The following is a 22,753-nucleotide window of genomic DNA, read 5'->3' on the forward strand; positions in this document are numbered from 1 at the left end:
CAGTGAGTTGTTAATACAAAGATTTAGAATAGCGGGAAAGTCAGACCATCAACGGCTAACGGTAAAACTATGGGGCAGGGGAAAGAGATTTCAGTCGATACACAGCGGACCATCACCCGGTTATGTATTGAGAGTGGGCTATTGCTGTTGCAGCACGGCGCGGAAAGTATGCTGGTGGAAGAGCTGGCGGTGCGCACAGGCAGAGCACTCGGGGCTGAGCAGGTAGATTGTGCAATTTCAGCGAATGCCATTGTATTAACGACGATTATTAACGGGCACTGCATGACCTCCACGCGCAAAGTGGTGGATCGCGGTATTAATATGCATGTGGTGACAGAGGTGCAGCATGTTGTGATCCTCGCCGAACACGGGCATCTGGATTGCAAAGGGGTACAGAAAAAACTCTCGCATATTAAGCCTCTGCGTTACCCGCGCTGGATAATGGTTTTGATGGTCGCACTCTCCTGTGCCTGTTTCTGTAAACTGAACAAAGGCGGATGGGACGGAGCCTGTGTTACGTTTGTTGCCAGTGGTTGTGCTATGTATGTTCGTCAGGTGCTGACGGCCAGGCACATGAATCCATTGATCAATTTCTGTTTTACTGCCTTTTCCGCCACAATGGTGGCAGGGCTTATGCTGAAGCTCCCGCTGTTTACGGCAACATCGGGCATTGCAATGGCGGCGAGTGTTTTGCTGCTGGTGCCGGGCTTTCCGCTGATTAATGCAGTTGCGGATATGTTTAAAGGGCATGTGAATACAGGGCTGGCGCGCTGGGCTATGGCGAGCCTGCTGACCCTGGCAACCTGTATCGGTATTTTTATGGCAATAACGCTCGGTAGTCTGAGGGACTGGATATGATGACCGTACTCTCTTTTTTTGCCGCGCTGATGCAGGACATGCTGTTGGCGGCGATCCCTGCGGTCGGTTTTGCGATGGTCTTTAATGTACCGAAACGTGCGCTGAAATATTGTGCTTATCTGGGGGCGATTGGTCATGGCAGCCGGTTTATCCTGATGACGGCTGATTTTGATATTGTTACTGCTACGTTCTGGGCATCGGTACTGGTCGGTATTATTGGTATTCAGTGGTCACGCTGGTGGCTGGCTCATCCGAAAGTATTTACGGTCGCGGCGATTATCCCGATGTTTCCGGGTATTAATGCTTATATGGCGATGCTGGCTGTTGTCAAACTATCACAGGCGGGTTATACGCCTGAATTGCTTGAGATGCTGGTGAATAATTTTCTGCGGGCGGCGTTTATTGTCGGGGCCTTGTCGATTGGTTTATCAGTACCGGGGTTGTGGCTTTACCGCAAGCGTCCGCGCGTCTAAGTGACAGGGTTCAGGTTCAGGATAATATCCATTACCGGTTTCTCTGCGATATTAACCTGAATCTGCACCCGGTTGTAACTCTCCTGTACACTAACATCGACTTCTTCTTCATTATGAGAACGGGCAGTTCCGACTATCTCAGCTATCATTTTATCTACCAACGGATGCATCGTGTATCTCCTTATTCCTGACATATACCCGTATTCATTCAAACGGAAGGTTCGTTGGCGGCGTGAAGCCAGCCTGTATCCTGAATAACGTTGGGTATAAAGGGCACAGAATATACAATTTTTGTCAGGGCAATACTGTAAAAAAACACCCTAAATACGCCATAAACAGCGGATTGAGATGTTATTCTCAAATCTGATGCGATTATCCGTGTCTGACATGGCATAATTGCCTCCCTCATTATTCTGTTGGTGTATGATTTATATGCGTATTTTAAAGTTATTTAGTTTGTCATTATTCACATTATTTCTGATGTTACCCGCGGCGTTTGCCGCTGCACCTGAACGGTTTGATGAGGCGAAAATTGTGTCCCGTGAGCAGGTGTATCATGATCAGAACCGTGACCCGCAGGGCGAAGGAACACTCTATTGCGGCTGTCAGTGGGAGTGGACAGGAAAATCAGGCGGCAGGGTAGATCTGAACAGTTGCGGTTATCAGGTGCGATCACAGCAATCCCGCGCAGAACGAATTGAGTGGGAACACATTGTACCTGCCTGGGTGTTCGGACATCAGCGCCAGTGCTGGCAGCAGGGCGGACGAAAAAACTGTATCAGCGAAGATCCGGTATTCCGCGCGATGGAAGCCGATCTCCATAATCTTGCGCCATCTATTGGTGAAGTGAATGGTGATCGCAGCAATTTCCGTTACAGCATGGCACGCGGCGCGGGGACTCAGAGCTACGGGCAATGTACCAGCCGGGTGGATTTTAAACAGCGGGTGTTTGAACCACGTGATGAGGTCAAAGGACAGGTTGCCCGGGTTTGGTTCTATATGCATGACCGCTATGACCTGGCGATGTCAGATCAGCAGCAGAAACTCCTGATAACCTGGGATGCAACTTATCCGCCATCAGCCTGGGAGCGTGAACGCGATCGCCGTATCAGTGCGGTGACCGGGCAATCAAACCCGTTTGTGACCGGTGAGCGCCGCTGGGAGCAGGGTCATATCAATACAGCGGACGGTATTTTCACCCGTCTGCCTGCGCCACCTGTGAAGGTAACACCGGTAAAAGTGACGTCATCTCCGGTGAAAAAACCGGAAAATAAAACGATCCGTGGTAATCGTAACAGCAAAATTTATCATCATCCGGATTGTCCGGGTTATAACCGGGTCAGTGCCAAAAACAGTGAATATTTCCCGGATGCGATTTCAGCAGAAGCGGCGGGGTACATTGCAGCCAAAAACTGTAAGGTGCGCTGAGGTCTGCGACACGCAGTTGTATTAAAAATGTTAATTTTCAGCGGTTTTTATTGATAAAAAGAAAACATTGTCATTATATTGTCACACAGTCAGTTTAGTGTTCGCTTTAGTTTGTCATCTGAGGATAACGAATGCGTAATACAGACGAACGACAGTGTCAGCCGGTGATAACCCCCCTATATACTCGTCATACTTCAGGATGCCCGGGTGTTGACTACGCTACGCCCGCCGGGTCACATACTGATGTATGCTCCCCGTCTACCTTCGCTTGTCGCCTACAGGCATCCCGAATTATTTAGAGTATGTCCGGTGGAATTTATCACCGGTTTTTTTATATCCGGATTTTCACTCATGGCCTGAGGAAGCCGCCGGTTGCCAACTCACTGTTTCAGTTACTCCGTCATCATAACTCAACAGGATTAAGATTATGGGCAGACAAAAAGCGGTAGTCAGAGTACGCAAAGAGGCAAAACGAATGACCCGGAAAGAGTCCCGCAGGGGGCGATTCAGTGATGATAATGTGGCGGTATTTATCCCGGCGGGCGGTGTGGAAGCCATCGGTATGGCGCGGGAAAAACGGGATCACAGCACTGTTTTACCCCGCAACGATGCGCAGGATAAATACATTCAGGCGATAGCCCGTAAACAGCTTATTATTGCCAACGGTGAGGCGGGGTGCGGCAAAACTTTTATCAGTACCGCGCTTGCGGCGGATGCCCTGATTAATAAAGAAATTGAGCGGATAATTGTGACCCGTCCGGTGTTACAGGCAGAAGAAGATCTGGGATTTCTGCCCGGTGACATGAGTGATAAATTTGCACCGTATTTCAGACCGGTATATGACATTCTGGTGAAACGGATGGGCGCATCATTTCTGCAATATTGCCTGCGTCCGGAGATAGGCAAGGTGGAGATTGCTCCGTTTGCTTACATGCGGGGGCGGACATTTGAAAATGCGGTGGTGATCCTCGATGAGGCACAGAATGTCACTGTCACACAAATGAAAATGTTCCTGACCCGGATGGGTGAAAATGTGACAGTCATTGTCAACGGGGATGTCAGCCAGTGTGATTTACCGGGCAATGTGCCGTCAGGGCTGGCAGATGTACTGCGCCGTTTCAGTGATGATGAAATGGTGTCAGTGGTGTCATTTACGCAGGATGACTGTGTGCGCTCATCACTGTGTCTGCGGGCATTACAGGCTTATAACTGATAAATTCACGACAAGAATATATACCCAACGTCATTCAGGATGCAGGCAGGCGGCAAGCTCCGACCGCCGGGGAACATACATCAGTATGTGACCCGGCGGGCTGAGTGCGGCCAACGAACCTGCAGTTTGAATGAATAAGGGTATAAAACAGCGGCCGTTGTGAGCCGCTGTTTTTTTGCGATTAATCGTTATTAATCGTCGGCATCCATCACATCATGGCGCTGATGATGATAACCCTCTTCATTATAACCAAAGCGCCAGTACGGGATCGCATACATCTGATTATGCTCACCGCCCAGCTCACGGCGGACATAGTGGCGCAGATCTTTCACCATGGAATCTTCTCCTGCAATCCAGAACGTGCAGTCAGTCACATCTGTTACCGCCCAGCTTTTAAACAGTGCGGTTATCTCATCTGTTTTTTCTGTGCCGCCGGTTACCCAGTGAACAGTCATTCCCGCAGGTTTATTCAGCGTTTGTTTATCGTCGTCATGATCAATACGGACTGCCACATTTCCCTGCGCATCAGCAGGCATTTTTTCCAGCAGTGCAGCAATCGCCGGCAGTGCCGTTAAATCACCCGCCATATAATAGTGTTTTGCCACCGGCAACAGCGGATCAGGTCCGCCCGGGTTGGTAATACCGATGTAATCGCCCGGTTTGGCGTTTTTAGCAAAATCTATCGCCGGACCGGCATCATCATGCAGGGCAAATTCAATCTCTATCTCTTTCAGTTCAGGACGGATGGCGCGCACAGTGTAAGTACGGGCTATCGGGCGCTCTTTACCTTCCGGCCAGACAGGGCCTTTATCTGATAAAACCGGCAGCAAAGGCGCATTCGGTGCATCTTTGGCAATAAACAGCTTCAGATGACCGCCTTCACAGCCTGACGGATAAGTATTCATCGTCTCAGATGTAAAGGTGATACGGCGCAGATTGGGCGTGACATCAGTATAAGATTTCACCTGAACCAGACGTGGTGGTGCAGGGCGGTAGATGTTTTTTTCTTTTTTATCCCGGCTCATGCGGATTCTCCGTTATGAATTATCTTATTTAGTTATATCTGTTTAGCGGAGTTTAGCAGGTATTTTAACGAATGCTAATCATTATCAACAAAGCCATTTAAAAAAGGCACACCACGAGGGGCGTGGTGTGCCGGGCAATGCGACTGAAAGACAGTGCATGAGGTACTGATGAGGTACTTACGGATGAAACATAACGACTACTTTACTTTCATTCCCGCCGCCGTCATTAACAAGCGGAAAACCGAAGAGACAGCAAACAGTGCCAGAACACTGCCCGCCCAGATGGCTATCATCCAACCGGCTTTTTTCCACCAGGGGGAATTGTTGCCCACCGCAGACTCAGTGGTAGCCTTGGTCATGAGTGATTTTTCCTCTGAAGACATAATAACTCCACCAGGTATACACCAGGATAACAGGGATAATGAACAGCGCGCCGACTAACATAAAGCTCAGACTTTCAGCGGGCGCTGCCGCCATTTCATAGTCAATCACCGGGGGGATAATCATCGGCCAGATACTGATACCAAGTCCGGTGAAACCAAGAAATACCAAAGCCAGTGCCGCGAAGAACGGTGTGTAATGTCCGTGACGGGAGGCACTGCGGAACAGCGCGATAACACAGACCAACACGAGCAGCGGAACCGGCAGGAAAAACAGAATATTCGGGAAACTGAACCAGCGGACAGCAATTGCCTCATGCGCCAGCGGTGTCCACAGACTGATGATCGCCAGGACAACCAGCATCACGCCGGTCAGTGGTTTCAGTACCTTATACATTTGCTGTTGCAGATGACCTTCTGTTTTCATCACCAGCCAGCCACAGCCGAGCAGCGCATAAGCGACTACCAACCCCAGTCCGCAAAAGAGGGCAAACGGTGTGAACCAGTCCAGTGCGCCACCGGCAAAAGCGCGGTTTTCCACCGGAAAGCCTTCAATCACACTGCCGACAACCACACCTTGTGCAAAGGTTGTGATGACAGAACCGGTCAGAAAGGCGCGATCCCAGAAATAGCGGTGATGTTCATCTGCTTTAAAGCGGAATTCGAATGCCACGCCACGGAAAATCAGGGCGATAAGCATCAGTGTCAGCGGGATAGAAAGCGCATCCAGGATAACCGCGTATGCCAGCGGAAAGGCACCAAACAGTGCCGCACCGCCCAGCACCAGCCAGGTTTCGTTGCCGTCCCAGACCGGTGCGACACTGTTCATCATCAGGTCGCGGTCAGCATTGCTTTTCACAAAGGGGTAGAGGATACCTATCCCTAAATCAAAGCCATCCATCACGATATACATCAGCGTGCTGAATATAATGATGACGAACCAAATCAGCGGTAAATCAATGCTCATGAGGAACCTCCGTCGCGATACCTTTGCGGATCAGTTTCATCATATAGATGTAGCCAATACCAAATACAGAGCCATAGACGATAAAGAAGAGCAGCAGACTGATGCTCATATGTACATCGCCATGCGCGGAGACCGCATCCTTTGTGCGCTGCAACCCGTAAACCACCCAGGGCTGCCGCCCGATCTCCGTGACAAACCAGCCTGCAAGAAGGGCAATCAGCCCGGACGGTGCCATCCAGAATATAAAGTGCTGGAACGGACGCGAGTCATACAGGCGCTTGCGATAGCGCAACCACAGACTCAGCACACCGGCTAAAATCATCAGCATTCCCAGCCCGACCATGACGCGAAATGACCAGAAGACCATAAAGACGTTCGCCGGGCGCTCATCGGGAGCAAACTCTTTCAGTGCAGGCACTTGTTTATCAAGGCTGTGTGTCAGGATAAGGCTCGCCAGACCCGGTATTTCCAGGGCAAACCGGGTCTCTTCCCGCTCGTTATCAGGAATACCAAACAGAATAAGCGGCGTGGCTTCACCGGGTTTGTTCTCCCAGTGACCTTCCATTGCCGCTACTTTTGCCGGCTGATATTTCAGGGTATTCAGCCCGTGAGCATCCCCGATCAGTGCCTGTAAGGGAGCGAGAACCAGGATAAGCCAGAGCGACATCGAAAACATTTTCTTTATCGCACCTGATTTATTGCCGCGAAGCAGATGCCAGGCCGCAGAAGCGCCGATAAAAAATGCAGCGGCCAGGAAGGCGGCAGTTGTCATGTGCAGCAGGCGGTACGGGAAGGACGGATTAAAAATTACCGCAAACCAATCAACCGGCACCACAACACCATTGATAACCTCATGCCCCTGCGGTGTCTGCATCCAACTGTTGGAGGCGAGTATCCAGAAGGTGGACATCAGTGTGCCGAGTGCAACCATACAGGTGGCAAAATAGTGCAGTTTTTCGCCGACACGGTTCCAGCCGAACAGCATAACCCCCAGAAAACCCGCTTCCAGGAAGAACGCCGTCAGTACTTCATAGGTGAGCAGCGGACCGGTAATAGATCCTGCAAACTCAGAAAAGAAACTCCAGTTGGTGCCGAACTGATACGCCATCACCAAACCGGAAACCACACCCATGCCGAAATTGACGGCAAAGATGGCTGACCAGAAATGAAAGAGCTTTTTGTAATCGTCATTGCGGGTTTTCAGCCACATTCCTTCAAGAACCGCCAGAAAAGAGGCAAGCCCGATGGTTATCGCAGGGAATATGATATGAAACGACACAGTGAAGGCGAACTGAATTCGCGCAAGCTCAAGGGCACTTAACCCAAACATTGTGACCTCTCGTTATTATAACTTTACCCTTATTCATTCAGACTGCAGGTTCGTTGGCGGCGCTCAGCCCACCGGGTCACATAGTTTATCTATGCTCCCCGTCGGTCGGAGCTTGCCGCCTGCCTGCATCCTGAATGACGTTGGGTATATGCAGATGAAAAGTGTGGCGTAGTACACCATGAGTTGCTAGACTATAATAGTTACAATTAATTAGTATATGTCTATAACAGTTTTCAGGGATCACGCTATGACACGCTACGAACAGTTAGCAGAACAGATAAAACAACAGATCGAAGATGATATCTGGCAGGTCGGTGACCGGCTGCCGTCATTGCGTGAAAGCGCCAGACAGTCGGGACTGAGTCTGATGACTGTCGTACAGTCCTATCAGTTACTGGAGAGTCAGGGTTGGGTTGTTGCCCGCCCGCAATCCGGCTATTTTGTCGCAAAACGCGCGCCTGCGTTTGCTCAGGCAAAAGGTGGGTTAGGTTTACATCTTACTGAAAACGTTGATATAAACGCCTCGCTTTTTGATGTTCTTCAGGCGTGCAAAGACCCGGCAATTGTACCGTTTGGCTCAGCGTTTCCTGATCCCACACTGCTGGTGCAGCCAAAACTGTCCAAAGCCCTGGGTGCGGTGGCGCGGCGTATTGCGCCACAAAGTGCAGTGGTTAACCTGCCGCCGGGCAATGAAAAATTGCGGCGTAATATTTCGCGGCGTTATGCATCACAGGGCATTCATGTGTCACCGGAAGAAATAGTGATCACAGCCGGTGCTATGGAATCCCTGTCTCTCAGCCTTCAGGCGGTGACCGAACCGGGTGACTGGGTTGTGATTGAATCTCCGGCATTTTACGGGGCATTACAGGCGATTGAACGCCTGCGCCTGAAAGCGGTGGCGATTAAAACTGACCCGCAAACGGGAATCGACCTTGATGCCCTGGAAGATGTTGCCGGGCGCTATGACATAAAAGCCTGCTGGTTGATGACTCACTTCCAGAATCCACTCGGCGGTACAATGCCTGCGGAAAATAAACACCGGCTGGTGGATATCCTGACGCGCCATAATATTGCGCTTATTGAGGATGATGTTTACAGCGAGTTGTATTTCGGCAATAACGCACCACAGCCTGCGAAAAGCCTGGATAAAGAAAACAATTTCTTTCATTGCTCCTCATTTTCCAAGTGTCTTGCGCCGGGATTTCGTGTCGGCTGGGTGGCTGCGGGTAAACATGCGCGGACAGTTCAGCAGTTGCAGATGATGAGTACCGTTTCCGCCAGCATGCCGACACAGCAGGCTATTGCGGAGTATCTGGGACAGGGTGGTTATGACGCGCACCTGAAAAAACTGCGCCAGCAGCTTGAACAGCGCCAGCACCGGATGCTCTATGCTATCAGCGAGCACTTTCCGTCGAATGTGAAGGTTAACTGTCCGCAGGGTGGTTATTTTCTCTGGCTGGAATTTGAACCGCCGTTTGATGCCACCAAGCTGTATCAGATGGCACTCAATGAGCAGATAAGTATCGCTCCGGGCAGCATGTTCTCCACCAGTGAGCAGTTTAATCACGCCTTCCGGCTGAATTGTTCTTTTGAATGGAATGAGCGCATGGATAACGCCATGAAAGTCCTGGGCAAGCTGTGTTATGTGCTGCAAAAGACGCAATAGAAATAAATAAAAACGGGAACCTTAAGTTCCCGTTTTTATTTGAATAATCAGTGAATTAACTAAATGCCAGGCTCATCGCAGCAGTGGCTAATAACCCACCGGCAACGCCTTCGCCGATACGGCGGCGTTTATCATTATATTCGCCTTTGCTCATCTGACCGAAAATCAGGGCGACCGCACTGTAGACTACTGCGCAGCTGGCAATATAGACGCCGGATAATAACAAGGATTGTACCGCGACACTTTCGCTGCCGGAAATAAAGTTAGGCAGAATGGCAAAATAGACCAGAAGACCTTTCGGGTTCAGGAAGCTGGTGAAAAAGCCTTTGGTGATAACAGCTTTGGCGGCAGGCTGCATCTGCGGCATGTCACTTTTATGCATTGATGACATCATCATTCGTACAGCCAGATAGGCAATATAGGCAACACCAAACCAGCGCATACCATTAAACAGAATCGGGGATGCCACTACAACAGCTGCCAGTCCGAAAGCGGCTAAGACGGAGTGCATGGCATAACCTAAAAGCACACCCATATTTGCTTTCAGCGCGGCTCTGGAACCACTTGCCAGGCCTTGTGATGAAACGAATAAAATATCGGGGCCGGGTGCAAATACAATGGGTAATACGGTTACACCAAAAACCATCAACGTATTTATGACCATATAACACCCCAAATTCAATAATATATTAATAATTCGCAATATATTGAATATTAATGAATTTATTCTTATTGCGACGGATTTTCTTGTTAACTGAATTATACTGAGCTTTGCGGGAAATTAGGTTGTTAAATTGGCGGGAAAAAACTATTCTTAGCAATATTATTGCGTGGAAATAGTCAGGTGGTGATTTAAATGTCAATTGAACTGGATAAGATGGATCGGCGGATACTCGACCAGCTGCAACGTAACGGAAAAATTCAGAATGTGGAGCTGGCGCGGGAAGTCGGGCTGTCGCCGTCGCCCTGCCTGCGGCGGGTACGCAGACTTGAGGAAAACGGCATTATAAAGCGCTATGCGGCGATTCTTGACGGTAGCAAGATAGGCGCCGGGCTGATGCTTTACGCCCGCATCTGGTTCAAAGGACAGGACGCACAGACTATCAATGATTTTGTTGCTGCTATCAATGAAATGCCCGAAATTGTTGAGTGTCATCTGATGGCGGGCGAGTGTGACGCGATGATACGGATTGTGACCAAAGACTTAACTTCATACCGACGGTTTCATGCTGATCATCTGACGCAAATACCAAGTATTCAAAGTGTTAAGACGGAAGTGCCAATGGAAACACTGAAGGTTACACATGCATTACCCCTGTAAAATGTGAGACTTGTCACGAAACGCAACAGAATTGTGCTCTGAGACAGGTTTTAAGCAACAGGATTGCGCGGTAGTTTTGTGACTCCGATCATATCGGTGCTCTGTCAAAGCATGATCTTTACCGGATAAAATGGCTGCTTTTATCAATGAATTCGCTATAACATGCTGAGGATGTGCCTGAAAAATTCAGGGTGGAAAATAAATCTGATAATAGTTATTATTCGCCTTTATTAAAGAGGCAAAAGGTGAAGTATTATGCACAGTGGTAAAATGAATGCATTGTTACCCGGTGCAGACTCTTTCTTTTATTGCGGAAAGATGACACCGGATGCCGGACAATGGGTCAGCGAGCCGTTATGGAAAGGACTGAAACTGGTTCTGATGATGAATGGTGAACTGGAATGTCAGCCGGACAATAAAAACAGTGTTTCACTTTCCGGCGCATCTTTGTGTGTTATTGCCAACAATGATGAACAGGAAAGCCGCCAGCGTTTTTTACAGTCAGAAGATATCCGTTTTGTTTCAGTCTGTTTATCTGACAGCCTGCTGGATGCATTTAATATTTCCCCGCCGCCTTTATTAACCGATGCTGTATCACGCGGACCGCAATTACTGTCCGGTAAAGCCGGTAATGTATTAACCGTGCTGGGAAACCAAATTCTGAATAATCCGCTTGGCGGTGCGCCCGGAGATATGTATCTGACAGGCAAAATTCTTGAGTTATGCGCTTATTCATTTGAGCATATTCAGCAAAATACCCGGACGCTTCATCACCCTAAACTGGCGACGCATGATATACACCGTTTGTATGAAATAAGAGACTGTATTTTAGCCGATTTAGCCAACCCGCCCGGGGTATATCAGCTCAGCCGGCAATCCGGGCTGAATATGCGCAAACTCAGCTTCGGCTTTAAGCAGTTATTTGGCTTGTCTGTTACGTCATTTATTCAGGAAGAGCGTTTACAATCAGCGCATCGCCTGCTTTGTGCCGGTGATATGCGGGTATCTGCCATTGCCTGGCAGGTCGGTTATTCACCAGCCGCATTTTCAACTGCTTTCCGCAGGCGGTTTGGGTTCTCACCTAAAGAATTATGCTAAATATACCCTTATTCATTCAAACTGCAGGTTCGTTGGCTGCGCTCAGATAGCCGGGTCACATAGTTTACTATGCTCCCCGCCTATCTTCCCTTGCCGCCTGCCTGCATCTTGAATGACTTTGGGTATATAATCAGGCGGATAGCTTTTCTGATAAACAAATAGTCATACCAGCGAAAGTCTCCGGCAGAAGATAAATACGTAAATGAGATACATTATCATTCTGATATTTATTCTCTCTGCGGGTTCGTATTTCAATGGAAAAATCTGTTCTTTATTATCCGGGTATCTCCGGTCGTGTATTATCTCCGGTGTGTATTGCCCTCTTACCGTTGCTTTTTTCTTCTGTTGCTGCGTCTGAAAGTCATTCTGACGACAAAAAAGATGAAATAATCGTTACAGCCAAACCGGCACAGTCGCCTGCCGGTAAAATTGACGGCTATATTGCAACCCGCAGTGTCAGTGCAACAAAGACAGATACACCGCTTATTGAAACGCCGCAGTCGGTCACTGTATTAACCCGTGATGAAATGACCGCCCGTAATGCACAGTCTGTCAGTGAAGCACTGCGTTATACCGCCGGTGTTTTACAAACAAATGATGCGGCATCTTCCCGTTTTGATAATTTAAGTATCCGTGGTTTTAATATTACCAGCACCGGGATGCTAAGGGACGGATTACGCAGTACAACCGCACAGGCATGGCCGAAAGCGGAACAATACGGACTTGAGCGCATTGATGTGATCCGCGGGCCTGCATCGGTATTATACGGGCAGAACTCTCCCGGCGGCATTATCAATCAGGTAACAAAGCGTCCGTTGTATAAACCCTTTCATGAAATTGAAGTGCAGGGCGGTAATGATAACCGTAAACAGATTCAGGGCGATTTGAGTGGTCCGGTGGGTGACAGTGACCATTATTTTTACCGGCTGACCGGGCTTGTCCGTAACAGTGATACGCAAATTGATCATGTTAAAGATGATAAAGTCTATATTGCCCCGGCGTTTACCTGGCTGCCGGATGACGATACGACACTGACTATTTTAGCGGATTACAGTCATGATAAATTTGGCGCACCGCGCCCGTTTTTACCTCTGGCAGGGACATTATTACCCAACCCGAACGGCAAAGTAGATCCGAATGTTTTCCTGGATGAACCGGGATTAAAAAATGACCGTACACAAGCCTCTCTGGGTTATCAGTTAGACCATACCTTTAATGATACTTTTTCCGGACACTCAGGTGCGCGGTTCAGTCATACTGATTTAAATACTAATATTGCGCAGGGATTATATTTATCGCCGGATATGCGCACACTTAACCGTGCGGCCTATCATTTCCGGATTAAAGGCGATGTGCTCAGCCTGGATAATAATATAAAAGCGGACTGGTGGCTGAAGGATACAGAAATGACATCCCTGGCAGGCGTCGATTACCGCCATACCCGCGAAGATTATTTACTGATGTCCGGGAAAGCCGCGCCGATTGATATTTTTAACCCAGTTTACGGCGGTCAGTACGGGCCGGTTAATAATATGATGGCAAATACTCTTCAGACCAGTGATCAGGCGGGTGTTTATTTACAGCAGCAGGCTAAATTTGATAACGGCATCATACTGGTATTAAGCGGCAGGGAAGACTGGTCTGACAGTAAAACCAAAAACAGGAAAACAAATGACAGTAGTGACCAGCGTGACAGTAAATTCACCTATCGCACAGCGGCAATGTATCTGACCGATTTCGGGGTAGCGCCGTATGTCAGTTATTCAACCTCCTTTAATCCTCAGTTGGGTGTTAATTTTTACGGGGAAACCTATAAACCTGTTACCGCTAAACAGACGGAAGCCGGTCTTAAATATCAGCCGGAAGGCGGCAATATTAATGCGACACTGACAGTCTTTGAACTGACACAGCAAAATATGCTGACAACAGATCCGGATAATAATTTAAACAATATTCAGACGGCGGAAGTCCGCTCCCGGGGTATTGAACTTCAGGGAACCTATATACCGGTCGACGGGCTGAATCTGACGGCGGCTTATACCTTTAATAAGCTGGAAAATACCAAAACCACTGACCCTGAAGAGAAAGGGCAGCGTCCGACCGGCTTACCGGAACATACTGCGTCAGTATGGGCAGATTATACTATTCAGGGCGGTCATTTACAGGGGTTAGGTCTTGCTGCGGGTGCGCGTTATACCGGGTCTTCACCGGTTAACAACGACGGCACTATTTCAAATCCGTCAAATACCTTATTCGATATGGCAGCACACTACGACCTGGGTGGCATAAATCCTGATTTTAAAAACTGGCGTGCCGGTATTAATGTTAATAATGTAACCGACAAGAAATATTACACAAGCTGTTCAACTGGTGGCTGTTCCGTTGGCTTTGACAGAACAATTATCGCATCACTGCGGTATAACTGGTAACCGGCATGGCTCAGTATATAACACGTAAAAACTGGTTGAGATTACATTTCTGGCCGGGGATTATTATCGGGTTCTTTATTTCACTGATCGGAATGTCCGGCGCGGTGTTATTACTGAAAAAACCGGTGCTGGAATGGGAAATCGGTAAGGTGGTGCTTTATGCTCCGCCGGTAACCGGAACTTCTGCTTTCTTGTCGCCGGATGTCTGGCGGCAGAATGCGCAGGCGGCTTATCCTGAACTTAGCCGCGTTATGGGAGAAGCGGCTCCGGGGAGCGGCTTTATTCCGGCAACGAACGCAATGGTTTTTGGCTCCGTTTCTCATTCTGATAAACTGGGGATCGCCTTTATTGATCCGGTAAGTGGCAAGCCGAAAGGGTTTATTGTTTTTGATGACCTGATTTTTTCACAGGTTGTTGCCCTGCACCGGACACTCTTATTACCGCCGGTTTCCGGCGGTTGGCTGGTCTCTGTATGTGGCATTGTTCTGACCCTCTCTGTTATCAGCGGAATTATTTTGTGGTGGCCTCGTAATGGATGGCGTCAGTTTATGTCTGCACTGTTCTTATTTCGTCCGGGATTGCAGGGTGCGGCAAAGTGGCGGCAGTGGCATTATTTTTTTGCCGTTTATTTTTCACTGCCGCTGTTGCTGATCGCGGTTACCGGCATTTTTCTGGCACGCCCTGATATTCTGTCAATAATACCGGAATATAAACCCCTTATTGCTCAGTTACATCAGGATATAGGTATCGGAATACCCGGGGTCATTATCGCCTTTTTGTGCGGCATATTATTACCACTGCTCTATGTCAGTGGCATTGTTATCTGGTGGAAAAAAAGAAAACATCAGCGTAATAACATCTCTTTTGTTAACGGAAATATAAAATGACAGTATTAGCAAAACTGAAAATAGTCTTATCTGCGGGGCTGTTAATGTGCCCGTTGTTTTCTCAGGCGGTTATGGTCACTGATATTACCGGTCGTCAGGTCGATGTACCGGATAATGTAAAACGGATTCTGCTGGGCGAGGGACGAATGATTTATCCGCTCTCCATACTGGAAAAGGATGCGCCGTTTAAGCGGATTGTGGGTTGGCAGGGCGATTTTCGTGACCTGGATGTTCAGGGCTACGCTGCGTTTAAAGCCGTATTTCCGCAGACAGATGCAATTCCTGTGGTGGGTGGTGGCTCGGAAGATACATTCAGTGTTGAAAAGGCATTAGCATTGCAACCTGATCTGGTTATTTTACCGATGACCGGCGGTCATGGTCCGGGTGCCGGCAGTGAAGCGGCGCGGTTATTAACATCAGCCGGTATTGCGGTTATTCATGTGGATTTCAGCCAGCATCCGGTAAAAAATACCCAATTAAGTATGCGTATTCTCGGGCAGGCTATCGGAAAAACAGCAGAGGCGGAACGGTTTAATCAGTATTATCAGCAAAAAATGGATGATGTGGTTGCCCGTATTCCGGCGGATATTCCGGCAGACAAGAAACCGGTTATTTTTGTGGATTATTTACCCGGTTTACAGGAGTGCTGCGGTTCACCCGGTAAAGGCAGTCTGACGGATATGATTAATCTTGCCGGCGGCACGGCAATTGGTGAAGCTATTATTCCGGGTGCTATCGGTAAATTAAATCCGGAATATATTTTAAGCCGTCATCCGGATGTCTATGTTGCCACCGGAGTATTTCCCGAAGGCAGTCGTGGCGTCACATTAGGGTATTCTGCAACGCCACAGGCAGCACAAAGCAGTCTGAAAGTCATATCTCAGCGTAATCCGATAGGTGAATTATCCGCCGTTGAAAAAGGCAGAGTTCATGGCTTATGGCATATTTTCTATGATTCGCCTGAGAATATTATCGCGCTTCAGGCATTAGCGAAATGGCTGCATCCGGAACTGTTTGCTGATTTAGATCCCGAAGCGACCCGCAAAGAATTATATGAGAAGTTTATGCCGATCCCGGCGACGGGGGTATTCTCAGTGACGCTGGAAAAATAAATAATATACCCTTATTCATTCAAACTGCAGGTGTGTTGGCTGCACTCAGCCAGCCGGGTCACATACTGATGTATGCTCCCCGGCTATCTTCCCTTGCCGCCTGCCTGCATCCCGAATGACGTTGGGTATATAGCCGTGTTCATTCAAACTGCAGGTTCGTTGGCTGTATCTTTAACGCGTAAGGGTATAGTGACTAAATATCCGCCGGAACCTGTCTGTTATTATACTTCTGACATTAATTGCCGGTAGCGCTGATCATCATGATATAACTGATGAAACACGCGGTATTTGGCATCATAAAATCGTTTAATGCTTTCCGCCTGTGGTGTCACGGTTTTACTGATGCGACTCATTGCCTGCATCGCTTCCGGAATAGAGGCATAAAATCCCGCCGCAACAGAGCCGAGCATCGCGGAGCCGAGTAATACCGCTTCACTCTCTTCCGGTAACAACATCGCGCAACCTGTGGCGTTAGCATGTTCCTGAATAAAAATCGGATTTTTGGTCCCGCCGCCGCAGCCCATAATAGTATCAATGGCATATCCGGCTTTATTCATCTCTTCAATAATATGACGTGTACCCAGGGCAATTGCCTGAATAGTTGCCAGATAAATCAGCGCAAGGTCGTCAGGTGTCTGAGTCATGCGAAGCCCGGTCACAACACCGCGCAGGTTCGGATTCGCTCTCGGTGAGCGGTTGCCGTGAAAGTAGGGCAGCACATGAATATGACGCGTCAGCAGGGCGATATCTTCTTTTGACCCGGCAAGCGCCAACAGTCGGTCGTTCAGGAACTGATAAACAGTCTGATGTTGCTGCTCTGCCAGTTTCTGCACATCCTGATACTGCGGGTGAGACGTGATCATGTGATCAATCAGCGCGCCGGTGGCAGATTGTCCGCCCTCATTGAGCCAGTAACCCGGGATCATGGCGCTGTAATACGCCCCCCAGATCCCGTCAATAAAGCGGGCATTTTTTGACACAGCCATGTGACAGGAGGATGTACCGCCAATCAGTGCCATCCGGGTATTGAAATCCGGTTTTGCACCGGTGGCATCAGCCGCGCCCAGTACGCCGATACCGCCCGCGTGCGCATCTATAATAGAAGTTGCAACCGGCGTGCCCGGGATAAGTCCCAGGTCGGCGGCGGCATTCGGTGTCAGCCCGTTACCGACCGGTTCACCCATCGGACGGATTTGACTCCCGATAATCTGCGCGTCATTTTCCAGCAGGTCTTCCAGACCAATCTGGCGGAAAAAATGACTGTCCCAACGATCTTCATGACCGAGATAGGTCCATTTACACACTGTCGAGCAGAGCGAGCGGCTGTTGGTATATGTCGCTTTCCAGGTCAGAAAATCAGGTAGATCAAAGAAATAACCCGCTTTTGTCCAGGTGGTCGGCATGTTCTGTTTGAGCCATAACAGTTTCGGTGTTTCCATCTCCGGAGAGATGCGGTTGCCGACATAGGCCAGCACAGGATGCTTTGTATCATTGATCCGCTGCGCCTGACTGATGGCGCGGTGATCCATCCACATAATAATATTCTGCTCGCTGCGCCCGGTCGGACTGACAGTCAGCGGCTGCCCCTGCTTATCCAGAACGACGAGAGAGCAGGTGGCATCAAACCCCAGACCTTTGACCTGAATAGGATCAATGCGCGCCTGGGCAACGGCATCTTTTACCGCCAGACACACACTTTGCCAGATATCATCAGACGATTGTTCAACAAAATCTGCCTGCGGTTTAAACTGGCGGATATCCCGCTTTGCTTCACCTTTTTTACGCCCTGCGGCATCAAAAACACCGGCCCGGGCGCTGCCGCTCCCGACATCCACACCAATAAAATAGACACTCATAATTCGCTTCCTTATGACCGGGCTTTCTGCAATGCAATAAATAAGATAAGAATACCGCCCCACAGCGCCATGATGAGATAACTGCTCACACCCAGCAGGTTCAGCCCGCTCTCCAGCATCTGTAAGACAAATAAGGCGAGTACGATCCCGATAATGCGCCCGAAACCGCCATCCGGATTGACGCCGCCGAGCACAGAGGCAAGAATGGCGATCAGCAGATAGGATTCCCCGTAACCGGCTTTGGCGGAGTTAAATTTTGCCATCATAATAATGGCGGCAACCCAGCACAGAACGGATGAAATGACATACACTGCGATAATGGTTTTCTGTGTATTCAGCCCGGAAAAACGGGTCGCTTTTTCATTCGAACCCATCAGGTAAACAGTGCGTCCCAGCGGGGTGTATTCAAGTAAGCCCCACAGCAGAAAAGCAAACAGCAGGAACAGAATAAGCGGCATCGGAATACCGGCAAGTGTGCCGTTACCCAGCCATAACAGTGACGGCGGAAAACCTGAAATTACCGTACCGCCGGAAACCAGCACATTCAGCCCGTTGATTAACGTCATCATACCGAGCGTGGCAAGGATAGGGGAAACGCCCACTTTGGCGATTAAGAACCCGTTAATCAGCCCGATCACAATGGCGGTTACTAACCCTGCCAGCAGAGCGGGCAATAACAGTGCACCATCACCGGGGCTGAGAGCCAGTACACTTGCCATTACCAGCCCGCTGGCGTTGGTGGTGGCAATAATGGACAGATTTATTCCGCCGGTCAGCATACAGACAGACATGGCCAGCGCCAGCATACCCAGCAGCGGCATCTGTGAGGTCATTGACTGGAAGTTGGACAGGGAGAAAAAAGGTCCGGCGTTAAAAATTCCCTGCAAAATCAGGATCCCCGCCATAATGACCAGCAGATAAATAATATTGCGGTCACTCCGCAGATTCAGCATTGACATCATGACAGATGACCTCCGTTAGCTGCCCGGCGTTTTTCGTTGTACGCGGTCAGGCTGATACTGATTACAATAATAAAACCGGTCAGAACCGTGTGCCAGTATGACGGAACGCCCGTCAGTGTCAGCCCGTTCTTCACGACCGCCAGCAGCGCAACCCCCAGAATCACACCGGTGAGTGAGCCTTTTCCGCCTGACATGCTCACCCCGCCCAGAACCACAGCGGCGAGTACGGTTAATTCAAACCCCATCAGGGCATTCGGTGCTACAGATTGGGTTATCTGTGTTTGTACCACAGAAGCAATACCCGCCAGCGCGCCCATGTAGCCATAGACAAACAGCATCACACCCAACAGGCTGATACCGACCCGCTTTGCCGCATCGGCATTACCGCCGACCGCGTAAATCTGACGTCCGATGCGGGTTTTGCTCATCAGAAAACCGGTACATATAATCACAGCAATCAGGGTCAGGATCGGCAGGGAAAGTCCGTAATCGTAACCATCAGTGCCGGTAAATGACATCACTTCCACGCCATCCATAAACCATTCCGGGAAGCCGTACAGCCACTCGCCGTTGGTCACATAAATCAGCAGACCGAAAAAGATATTCAGTGTGGAGATAGTAATAATGATGGACGGCACTTTCAGGCGATAAATAAGCAGGGCGTTAATCAGCCCGAGCAGCAGCCCCGTGACCGCGGCAATGGCAAAAGCGATAAAGAAATTGCCACCCTGAGACAAAACATACGTTGCCATTACATACTGAGAGATGGCTGCCGTTGCCGGAAATGAGATATCTATCCCGCCGGAAACCAGTACCACAAACAAACCACAGGCCATAATGGCAAGGATTGCCGTGCTGGTGGTCATATCAAAGACATTACCCAGCGTCATAAAATCTTCATTAGTGACGCCAAGGAACAGGCAGAGCAGCATAATTAATACGGCCAGCCAAAACTCGTGGTGCTGTAACAGCCCCCGCAGCGAATTAAGCATTGACAGCCTCCATTATTTCTTTATCTGTCGATGTTAACGGACTGAATTCATGGGTAAAACGACCTTCTTTCATCACAATAACCCGGTGACTGTTATAGAATACTTCCGGAATTTCATCACTGATCATCAAAATAGCCATACCTTCAGCAGCCAGCATCCTGATTATCTGATAAATACTCTCTTTGTTCGCGACATCCACCCCGACTGTCGGTGAATCGAGGATAAGAATCTCCGGTTTGGCGGCGATCCATTTGGCAATCGCTATTCGCTGGGCATTTCCGCCGGATAAACTGGTTACCGGCAATGCAGGATCGGACACTTTTATCTGTAGTGCCTCTATAAGTTCACTGACTAATTGATGTGCCCTGGTGTTGTCGAGTAATCCGCTTTTGCGGGTCAGACGCGGCAGCATCACGGATGTGGTGTTGTCATGAATAGATTGAGCCATTACCAGACCTGTGCTCATTCTGTCTTCTGACACATAACCGATACCGTGGTTAATAGCGTCGCGATTGGAACGCAACGTGACTGGTGAACCCTTTATCTGCACTGTGCCGCTATCCGGTTTTGTCATACCGAATAACGCAAGGCACAGCTCAGTGCGCCCGGAGCCGAGCAGTCCGGTAATACTGACGACTTCTCCGGCGCGCAGTTGCAGGTCGATATCATAAAATTGTTTTTGTTTTGTAAGCTTTTCGGTGGAGAGACATACGTTTCCCCTGGTGTTGTACGCGGGTAATGGTGTGAACTCGAAACGCTGTCCGGTCATAAGATAAGCCAGCTCATCACTGTTCATCTCATGGGCGTTATACGTCCCGATTAATTTTCCGTCGCGGATAACAGAAATCCGGTCTGAAATTTCCATTACTTCATCCAGCTTATGGCTGACAAACACAACAGTGACCCCGGCGGCTTTTAAATCAGCCACCACGCGGATCAATTGATTGACCTCACTGCGGGTCAGAGACGCGGTTGGTTCATCCATAATCACCAGCCGGGCATCATTTGCCATTGCGCGGCAGATAGCGACCAGCTGACATTCAGCAATAGAAAGTTGTTCAACACGCTTATTCAGGGGCAGGGAAAGACCAATACGGTCCGTAACAGCCTGTGCCTGTTTCAGCTGATGCCGGCGGTTTGCCAGTCCTTTGTACCATTTAACATGTTCCTGAATAATAATATTTTCAGCAACGGTCAAATTCGGAAACAGCGAGAGATCCTGATAAATTATCTGAATTCCCTGCGCGATAGATTGTTGTGGTGTTAATTTACTGTAGCTTCGTCCGTCAATAATAATCTCAGCACCATTTTCCGGTGAATGAACGCCGGAGATAACCTTGAATAAGGTACTTTTGCCGCAGCCATTTTTACCGGCAAGACAATGAACTTCGCCCCGGTTAAACGTCAGATTAATGCTGTCGAGAGCAATGACGGAGCCGAAGTGTTTTGAAACCTGTTTTAAGGTAATCAGTGCGTCTTTTGACATATACAAGCCCATAAGGGCAGCAGCAACGCTGCCCTTTTAACAAATAAACAAACGGAAATACGGAAATAACGGAATGACTAAAAGAATGAAAAATCAGAAACCGAGTGAAGTCGCATTATTGCTGTCAACTTCCAGGATTTTATTAAATTTAATCACCTGTTTTTTGGTATCAATTTCTGCTTTACCCAGACCTTTTACTTCAACGCCATCAGTCACTTTCTTGCCATCCAGCATATCTTTGGAGACAGAGACCAGAGCATAACCTGCATCAGCCGGGTTCCACAGGAAACCACGTTTGATTTCGCCGCCTTTCAGGTAAGGTGCGGCCTGTGCCGGCATCAGAATACCTACGGTACTGATTTTATTTTTAGCGCGTTTTTTCTTGATAGCTTCACCGGCACCAATCAGACCCAGTGAACCGTAAGAGACAATCCCTTTCATTTCAGGATGGGCTTTCATCAGGTCATTTGTCGCGGCAAAAGAGGCATCAATACTTTCTGCTACCGGCATACGGCTGGTGACTTCGAACATCTCCGGGTAGGTTTTTTTCTGGTATTCGATAGCCAGATCAGCCCAGTTATTATGCAGAGGAACGGTCAGTGAGCCGACATAAATCACATAGCCGCCTTTGCCGCCCATGTTTTTCGCCAGTTCATCCATAGTGGCTTTGGCGTAGGCATCGTTATCGATAGTTTCGATATCCCAGTCTGCGTTATGACCATCGGGTGCTTCATGAGTCAGGATCACAATACCCTGCGCGCGGGCTTTCTTAAAGACAGGCTCCAGCACGGTAACGTCATTAGGAACTACGGTGATGGCATCCACTTTTTTGGCGATCAGGTCTTCGATGATTTTAACCTGCTGAGCCGGATCCGGAGTGGAAGGACCAACCTGATAGGCATTCACGCCAAGATCTTTTGCTGCCTGCTGAACCCCTTTATCCATTTGGTTAAACCAGGGAATACCGGAGACTTTGACAACGTTGACGATTTCGTATTCTTTTGCAAACACGCTGGCAGAAAAGAGAGCAACAGATAATGCCGCGATTTTAAAATAGGCTTTCTTCATCGGTAATGACCCTTTTATATGGATACAGAGAGTGTTGTAGGGAGACCAAAATGAAACCTGACTATAGATGTGGGGCAGCGGGAAAAGGAAGGGAGAAGTTATAAATGTGATCTGGGCCCATAAATGATATTGGTATGTTAAATTAAAGATACTAAAATGTATATTTTATATTTATTTGTAATTTAATAACGCATTTTTTTAT

At 48.7% G+C, this 22,753-nt stretch carries 21 protein-coding genes; 10 read left to right on the forward strand and 11 right to left on the reverse strand.

Annotation, left to right across the window (positions count from 1 at the left end):
* The first annotated feature begins 69 nt into the window (after positions 1–69).
* Both ACMHKJ_RS01230 and ACMHKJ_RS01235 read left to right on the forward strand, forming a co-directional pair.
* Complete coding sequence (locus ACMHKJ_RS01230) at positions 70–858, forward strand: threonine/serine exporter family protein (protein ID WP_413491664.1); 789 nt, start codon at positions 70–72, stop codon at positions 856–858.
* Complete coding sequence (locus tag ACMHKJ_RS01235) at positions 858–1,331, forward strand: threonine/serine exporter (RefSeq protein ID WP_413492094.1); 474 nt, start codon at positions 858–860, stop codon at positions 1,329–1,331. Before ACMHKJ_RS01230 ends, ACMHKJ_RS01235 begins: the two co-directional genes overlap by 1 nt.
* Here ACMHKJ_RS01235 and ACMHKJ_RS01240 read toward each other — a convergent pair.
* Positions 1,328–1,501, reverse strand: coding sequence for a hypothetical protein (locus ACMHKJ_RS01240; protein ID WP_166417015.1), 174 nt, complete (start codon positions 1,499–1,501; stop codon positions 1,328–1,330). The genes ACMHKJ_RS01235 and ACMHKJ_RS01240 overlap by 4 nt on opposite strands.
* Before the next feature lie 253 nt (positions 1,502–1,754).
* Between ACMHKJ_RS01240 and ACMHKJ_RS01245 the strand changes: the two genes are divergently transcribed.
* Together ACMHKJ_RS01245 and phoH are read left to right on the forward strand one after the other, a co-directional pair.
* Positions 1,755–2,759, forward strand: a complete 1,005-nt coding sequence (locus ACMHKJ_RS01245) for an endonuclease (RefSeq protein ID WP_413491665.1) — start codon at positions 1,755–1,757, stop codon at positions 2,757–2,759.
* Between the two features lie 427 nt (positions 2,760–3,186).
* Positions 3,187–3,972: a phosphate starvation-inducible protein PhoH gene (phoH, locus tag ACMHKJ_RS01250; protein WP_413491666.1), complete on the forward strand. Its 786-nt coding sequence runs from the start codon at positions 3,187–3,189 to the stop codon at positions 3,970–3,972.
* Between the two features lie 191 nt (positions 3,973–4,163).
* On the opposite strand, the gene ACMHKJ_RS01255 is transcribed toward phoH, so the two are convergent.
* The 4 genes from ACMHKJ_RS01255 to ACMHKJ_RS01270 all read right to left on the reverse strand — a co-directional run bounded on the left by ACMHKJ_RS01255 (position 4,164) and on the right by ACMHKJ_RS01270 (position 7,674).
* Entirely contained in the window at positions 4,164–4,997 is an 834-nt protein-coding gene (locus ACMHKJ_RS01255) for a siderophore-interacting protein (protein ID WP_413491667.1), read from the reverse strand.
* Positions 4,998–5,194: 197 nt separating this feature from the next.
* Positions 5,195–5,356: a DUF2474 domain-containing protein gene (locus ACMHKJ_RS01260; RefSeq protein WP_413491669.1), complete on the reverse strand. Its 162-nt coding sequence runs from the start codon at positions 5,354–5,356 to the stop codon at positions 5,195–5,197.
* On the reverse strand, positions 5,337–6,344 hold the full coding sequence (cydB, locus tag ACMHKJ_RS01265; protein WP_413491671.1) for a cytochrome d ubiquinol oxidase subunit II: 1,008 nt from the start codon (positions 6,342–6,344) through the stop codon (positions 5,337–5,339). The genes ACMHKJ_RS01260 and cydB overlap by 20 nt, the downstream gene beginning before the upstream one ends.
* The gene (locus ACMHKJ_RS01270) at positions 6,334–7,674 is read right to left on the reverse strand and encodes a cytochrome ubiquinol oxidase subunit I (protein WP_067362795.1); all 1,341 of its coding nucleotides are present in this window, start codon (positions 7,672–7,674) and stop codon (positions 6,334–6,336) included. Before ACMHKJ_RS01270 ends, cydB begins: the two co-directional genes overlap by 11 nt.
* Before the next feature lie 247 nt (positions 7,675–7,921).
* On the opposite strand from ACMHKJ_RS01270, the gene ACMHKJ_RS01275 reads away from it, so the two are divergent.
* Positions 7,922–9,340, forward strand: coding sequence for an aminotransferase-like domain-containing protein (locus ACMHKJ_RS01275; RefSeq protein WP_413491672.1), 1,419 nt, complete (start codon positions 7,922–7,924; stop codon positions 9,338–9,340).
* Between the two features lie 55 nt (positions 9,341–9,395).
* Here the strand turns inward: ACMHKJ_RS01275 and ACMHKJ_RS01280 are convergent, their stop codons facing one another.
* Positions 9,396–10,004: a LysE family translocator gene (locus ACMHKJ_RS01280; protein WP_067362784.1), complete on the reverse strand. Its 609-nt coding sequence runs from the start codon at positions 10,002–10,004 to the stop codon at positions 9,396–9,398.
* A 192-nt stretch (positions 10,005–10,196) separates the two neighbouring features.
* Between ACMHKJ_RS01280 and ACMHKJ_RS01285 the strand changes: the two genes are divergently transcribed.
* From ACMHKJ_RS01285 to ACMHKJ_RS01305, 5 genes are all read left to right on the forward strand, one after another.
* On the forward strand, positions 10,197–10,661 hold the full coding sequence (locus ACMHKJ_RS01285; protein WP_067362781.1) for an Lrp/AsnC family transcriptional regulator: 465 nt from the start codon (positions 10,197–10,199) through the stop codon (positions 10,659–10,661).
* A 255-nt stretch (positions 10,662–10,916) separates the two neighbouring features.
* On the forward strand, positions 10,917–11,759 hold the full coding sequence (locus ACMHKJ_RS01290; protein WP_413491673.1) for a helix-turn-helix domain-containing protein: 843 nt from the start codon (positions 10,917–10,919) through the stop codon (positions 11,757–11,759).
* A 254-nt stretch (positions 11,760–12,013) separates the two neighbouring features.
* Entirely contained in the window at positions 12,014–14,188 is a 2,175-nt protein-coding gene (locus ACMHKJ_RS01295) for a TonB-dependent siderophore receptor (protein WP_413491675.1), read from the forward strand.
* A 5-nt stretch (positions 14,189–14,193) separates the two neighbouring features.
* Positions 14,194–15,075 carry a PepSY-associated TM helix domain-containing protein gene (locus ACMHKJ_RS01300; protein WP_413491676.1) on the forward strand — a complete coding sequence of 294 codons (882 nt, stop codon included), beginning with the start codon at positions 14,194–14,196 and terminating at the stop codon, positions 15,073–15,075.
* Complete coding sequence (locus ACMHKJ_RS01305) at positions 15,072–16,187, forward strand: ABC transporter substrate-binding protein (protein WP_413491677.1); 1,116 nt, start codon at positions 15,072–15,074, stop codon at positions 16,185–16,187. The genes ACMHKJ_RS01300 and ACMHKJ_RS01305 overlap by 4 nt, the downstream gene beginning before the upstream one ends.
* Before the next feature lie 221 nt (positions 16,188–16,408).
* On the opposite strand, the gene ACMHKJ_RS01310 is transcribed toward ACMHKJ_RS01305, so the two are convergent.
* From ACMHKJ_RS01310 to ACMHKJ_RS01330, 5 genes are all read right to left on the reverse strand, one after another.
* The gene (locus ACMHKJ_RS01310) at positions 16,409–18,043 is read right to left on the reverse strand and encodes an FGGY-family carbohydrate kinase (RefSeq protein ID WP_413491679.1); all 1,635 of its coding nucleotides are present in this window, start codon (positions 18,041–18,043) and stop codon (positions 16,409–16,411) included.
* A gap of 11 nt (positions 18,044–18,054) precedes the next feature.
* The gene (locus ACMHKJ_RS01315) at positions 18,055–19,002 is read right to left on the reverse strand and encodes an ABC transporter permease (protein ID WP_067364709.1); all 948 of its coding nucleotides are present in this window, start codon (positions 19,000–19,002) and stop codon (positions 18,055–18,057) included.
* Positions 19,002–19,997, reverse strand: a complete 996-nt coding sequence (locus ACMHKJ_RS01320; RefSeq protein WP_413491680.1) for an ABC transporter permease — start codon at positions 19,995–19,997, stop codon at positions 19,002–19,004. The genes ACMHKJ_RS01315 and ACMHKJ_RS01320 overlap by 1 nt, the downstream gene beginning before the upstream one ends.
* Positions 19,990–21,483: a sugar ABC transporter ATP-binding protein gene (locus ACMHKJ_RS01325; protein WP_413491681.1), complete on the reverse strand. Its 1,494-nt coding sequence runs from the start codon at positions 21,481–21,483 to the stop codon at positions 19,990–19,992. Before ACMHKJ_RS01325 ends, ACMHKJ_RS01320 begins: the two co-directional genes overlap by 8 nt.
* A 93-nt stretch (positions 21,484–21,576) precedes the next feature.
* The gene (locus ACMHKJ_RS01330; RefSeq protein WP_413491683.1) at positions 21,577–22,551 is read right to left on the reverse strand and encodes an autoinducer 2 ABC transporter substrate-binding protein; all 975 of its coding nucleotides are present in this window, start codon (positions 22,549–22,551) and stop codon (positions 21,577–21,579) included.
* Between the last annotated feature and the right edge of the window lie 202 nt (positions 22,552–22,753).

The sequence above is a fragment of the Morganella psychrotolerans genome (assembly GCF_965118875.1).
GTDB lineage: Bacteria > Pseudomonadota > Gammaproteobacteria > Enterobacterales > Enterobacteriaceae > Morganella > Morganella psychrotolerans_C.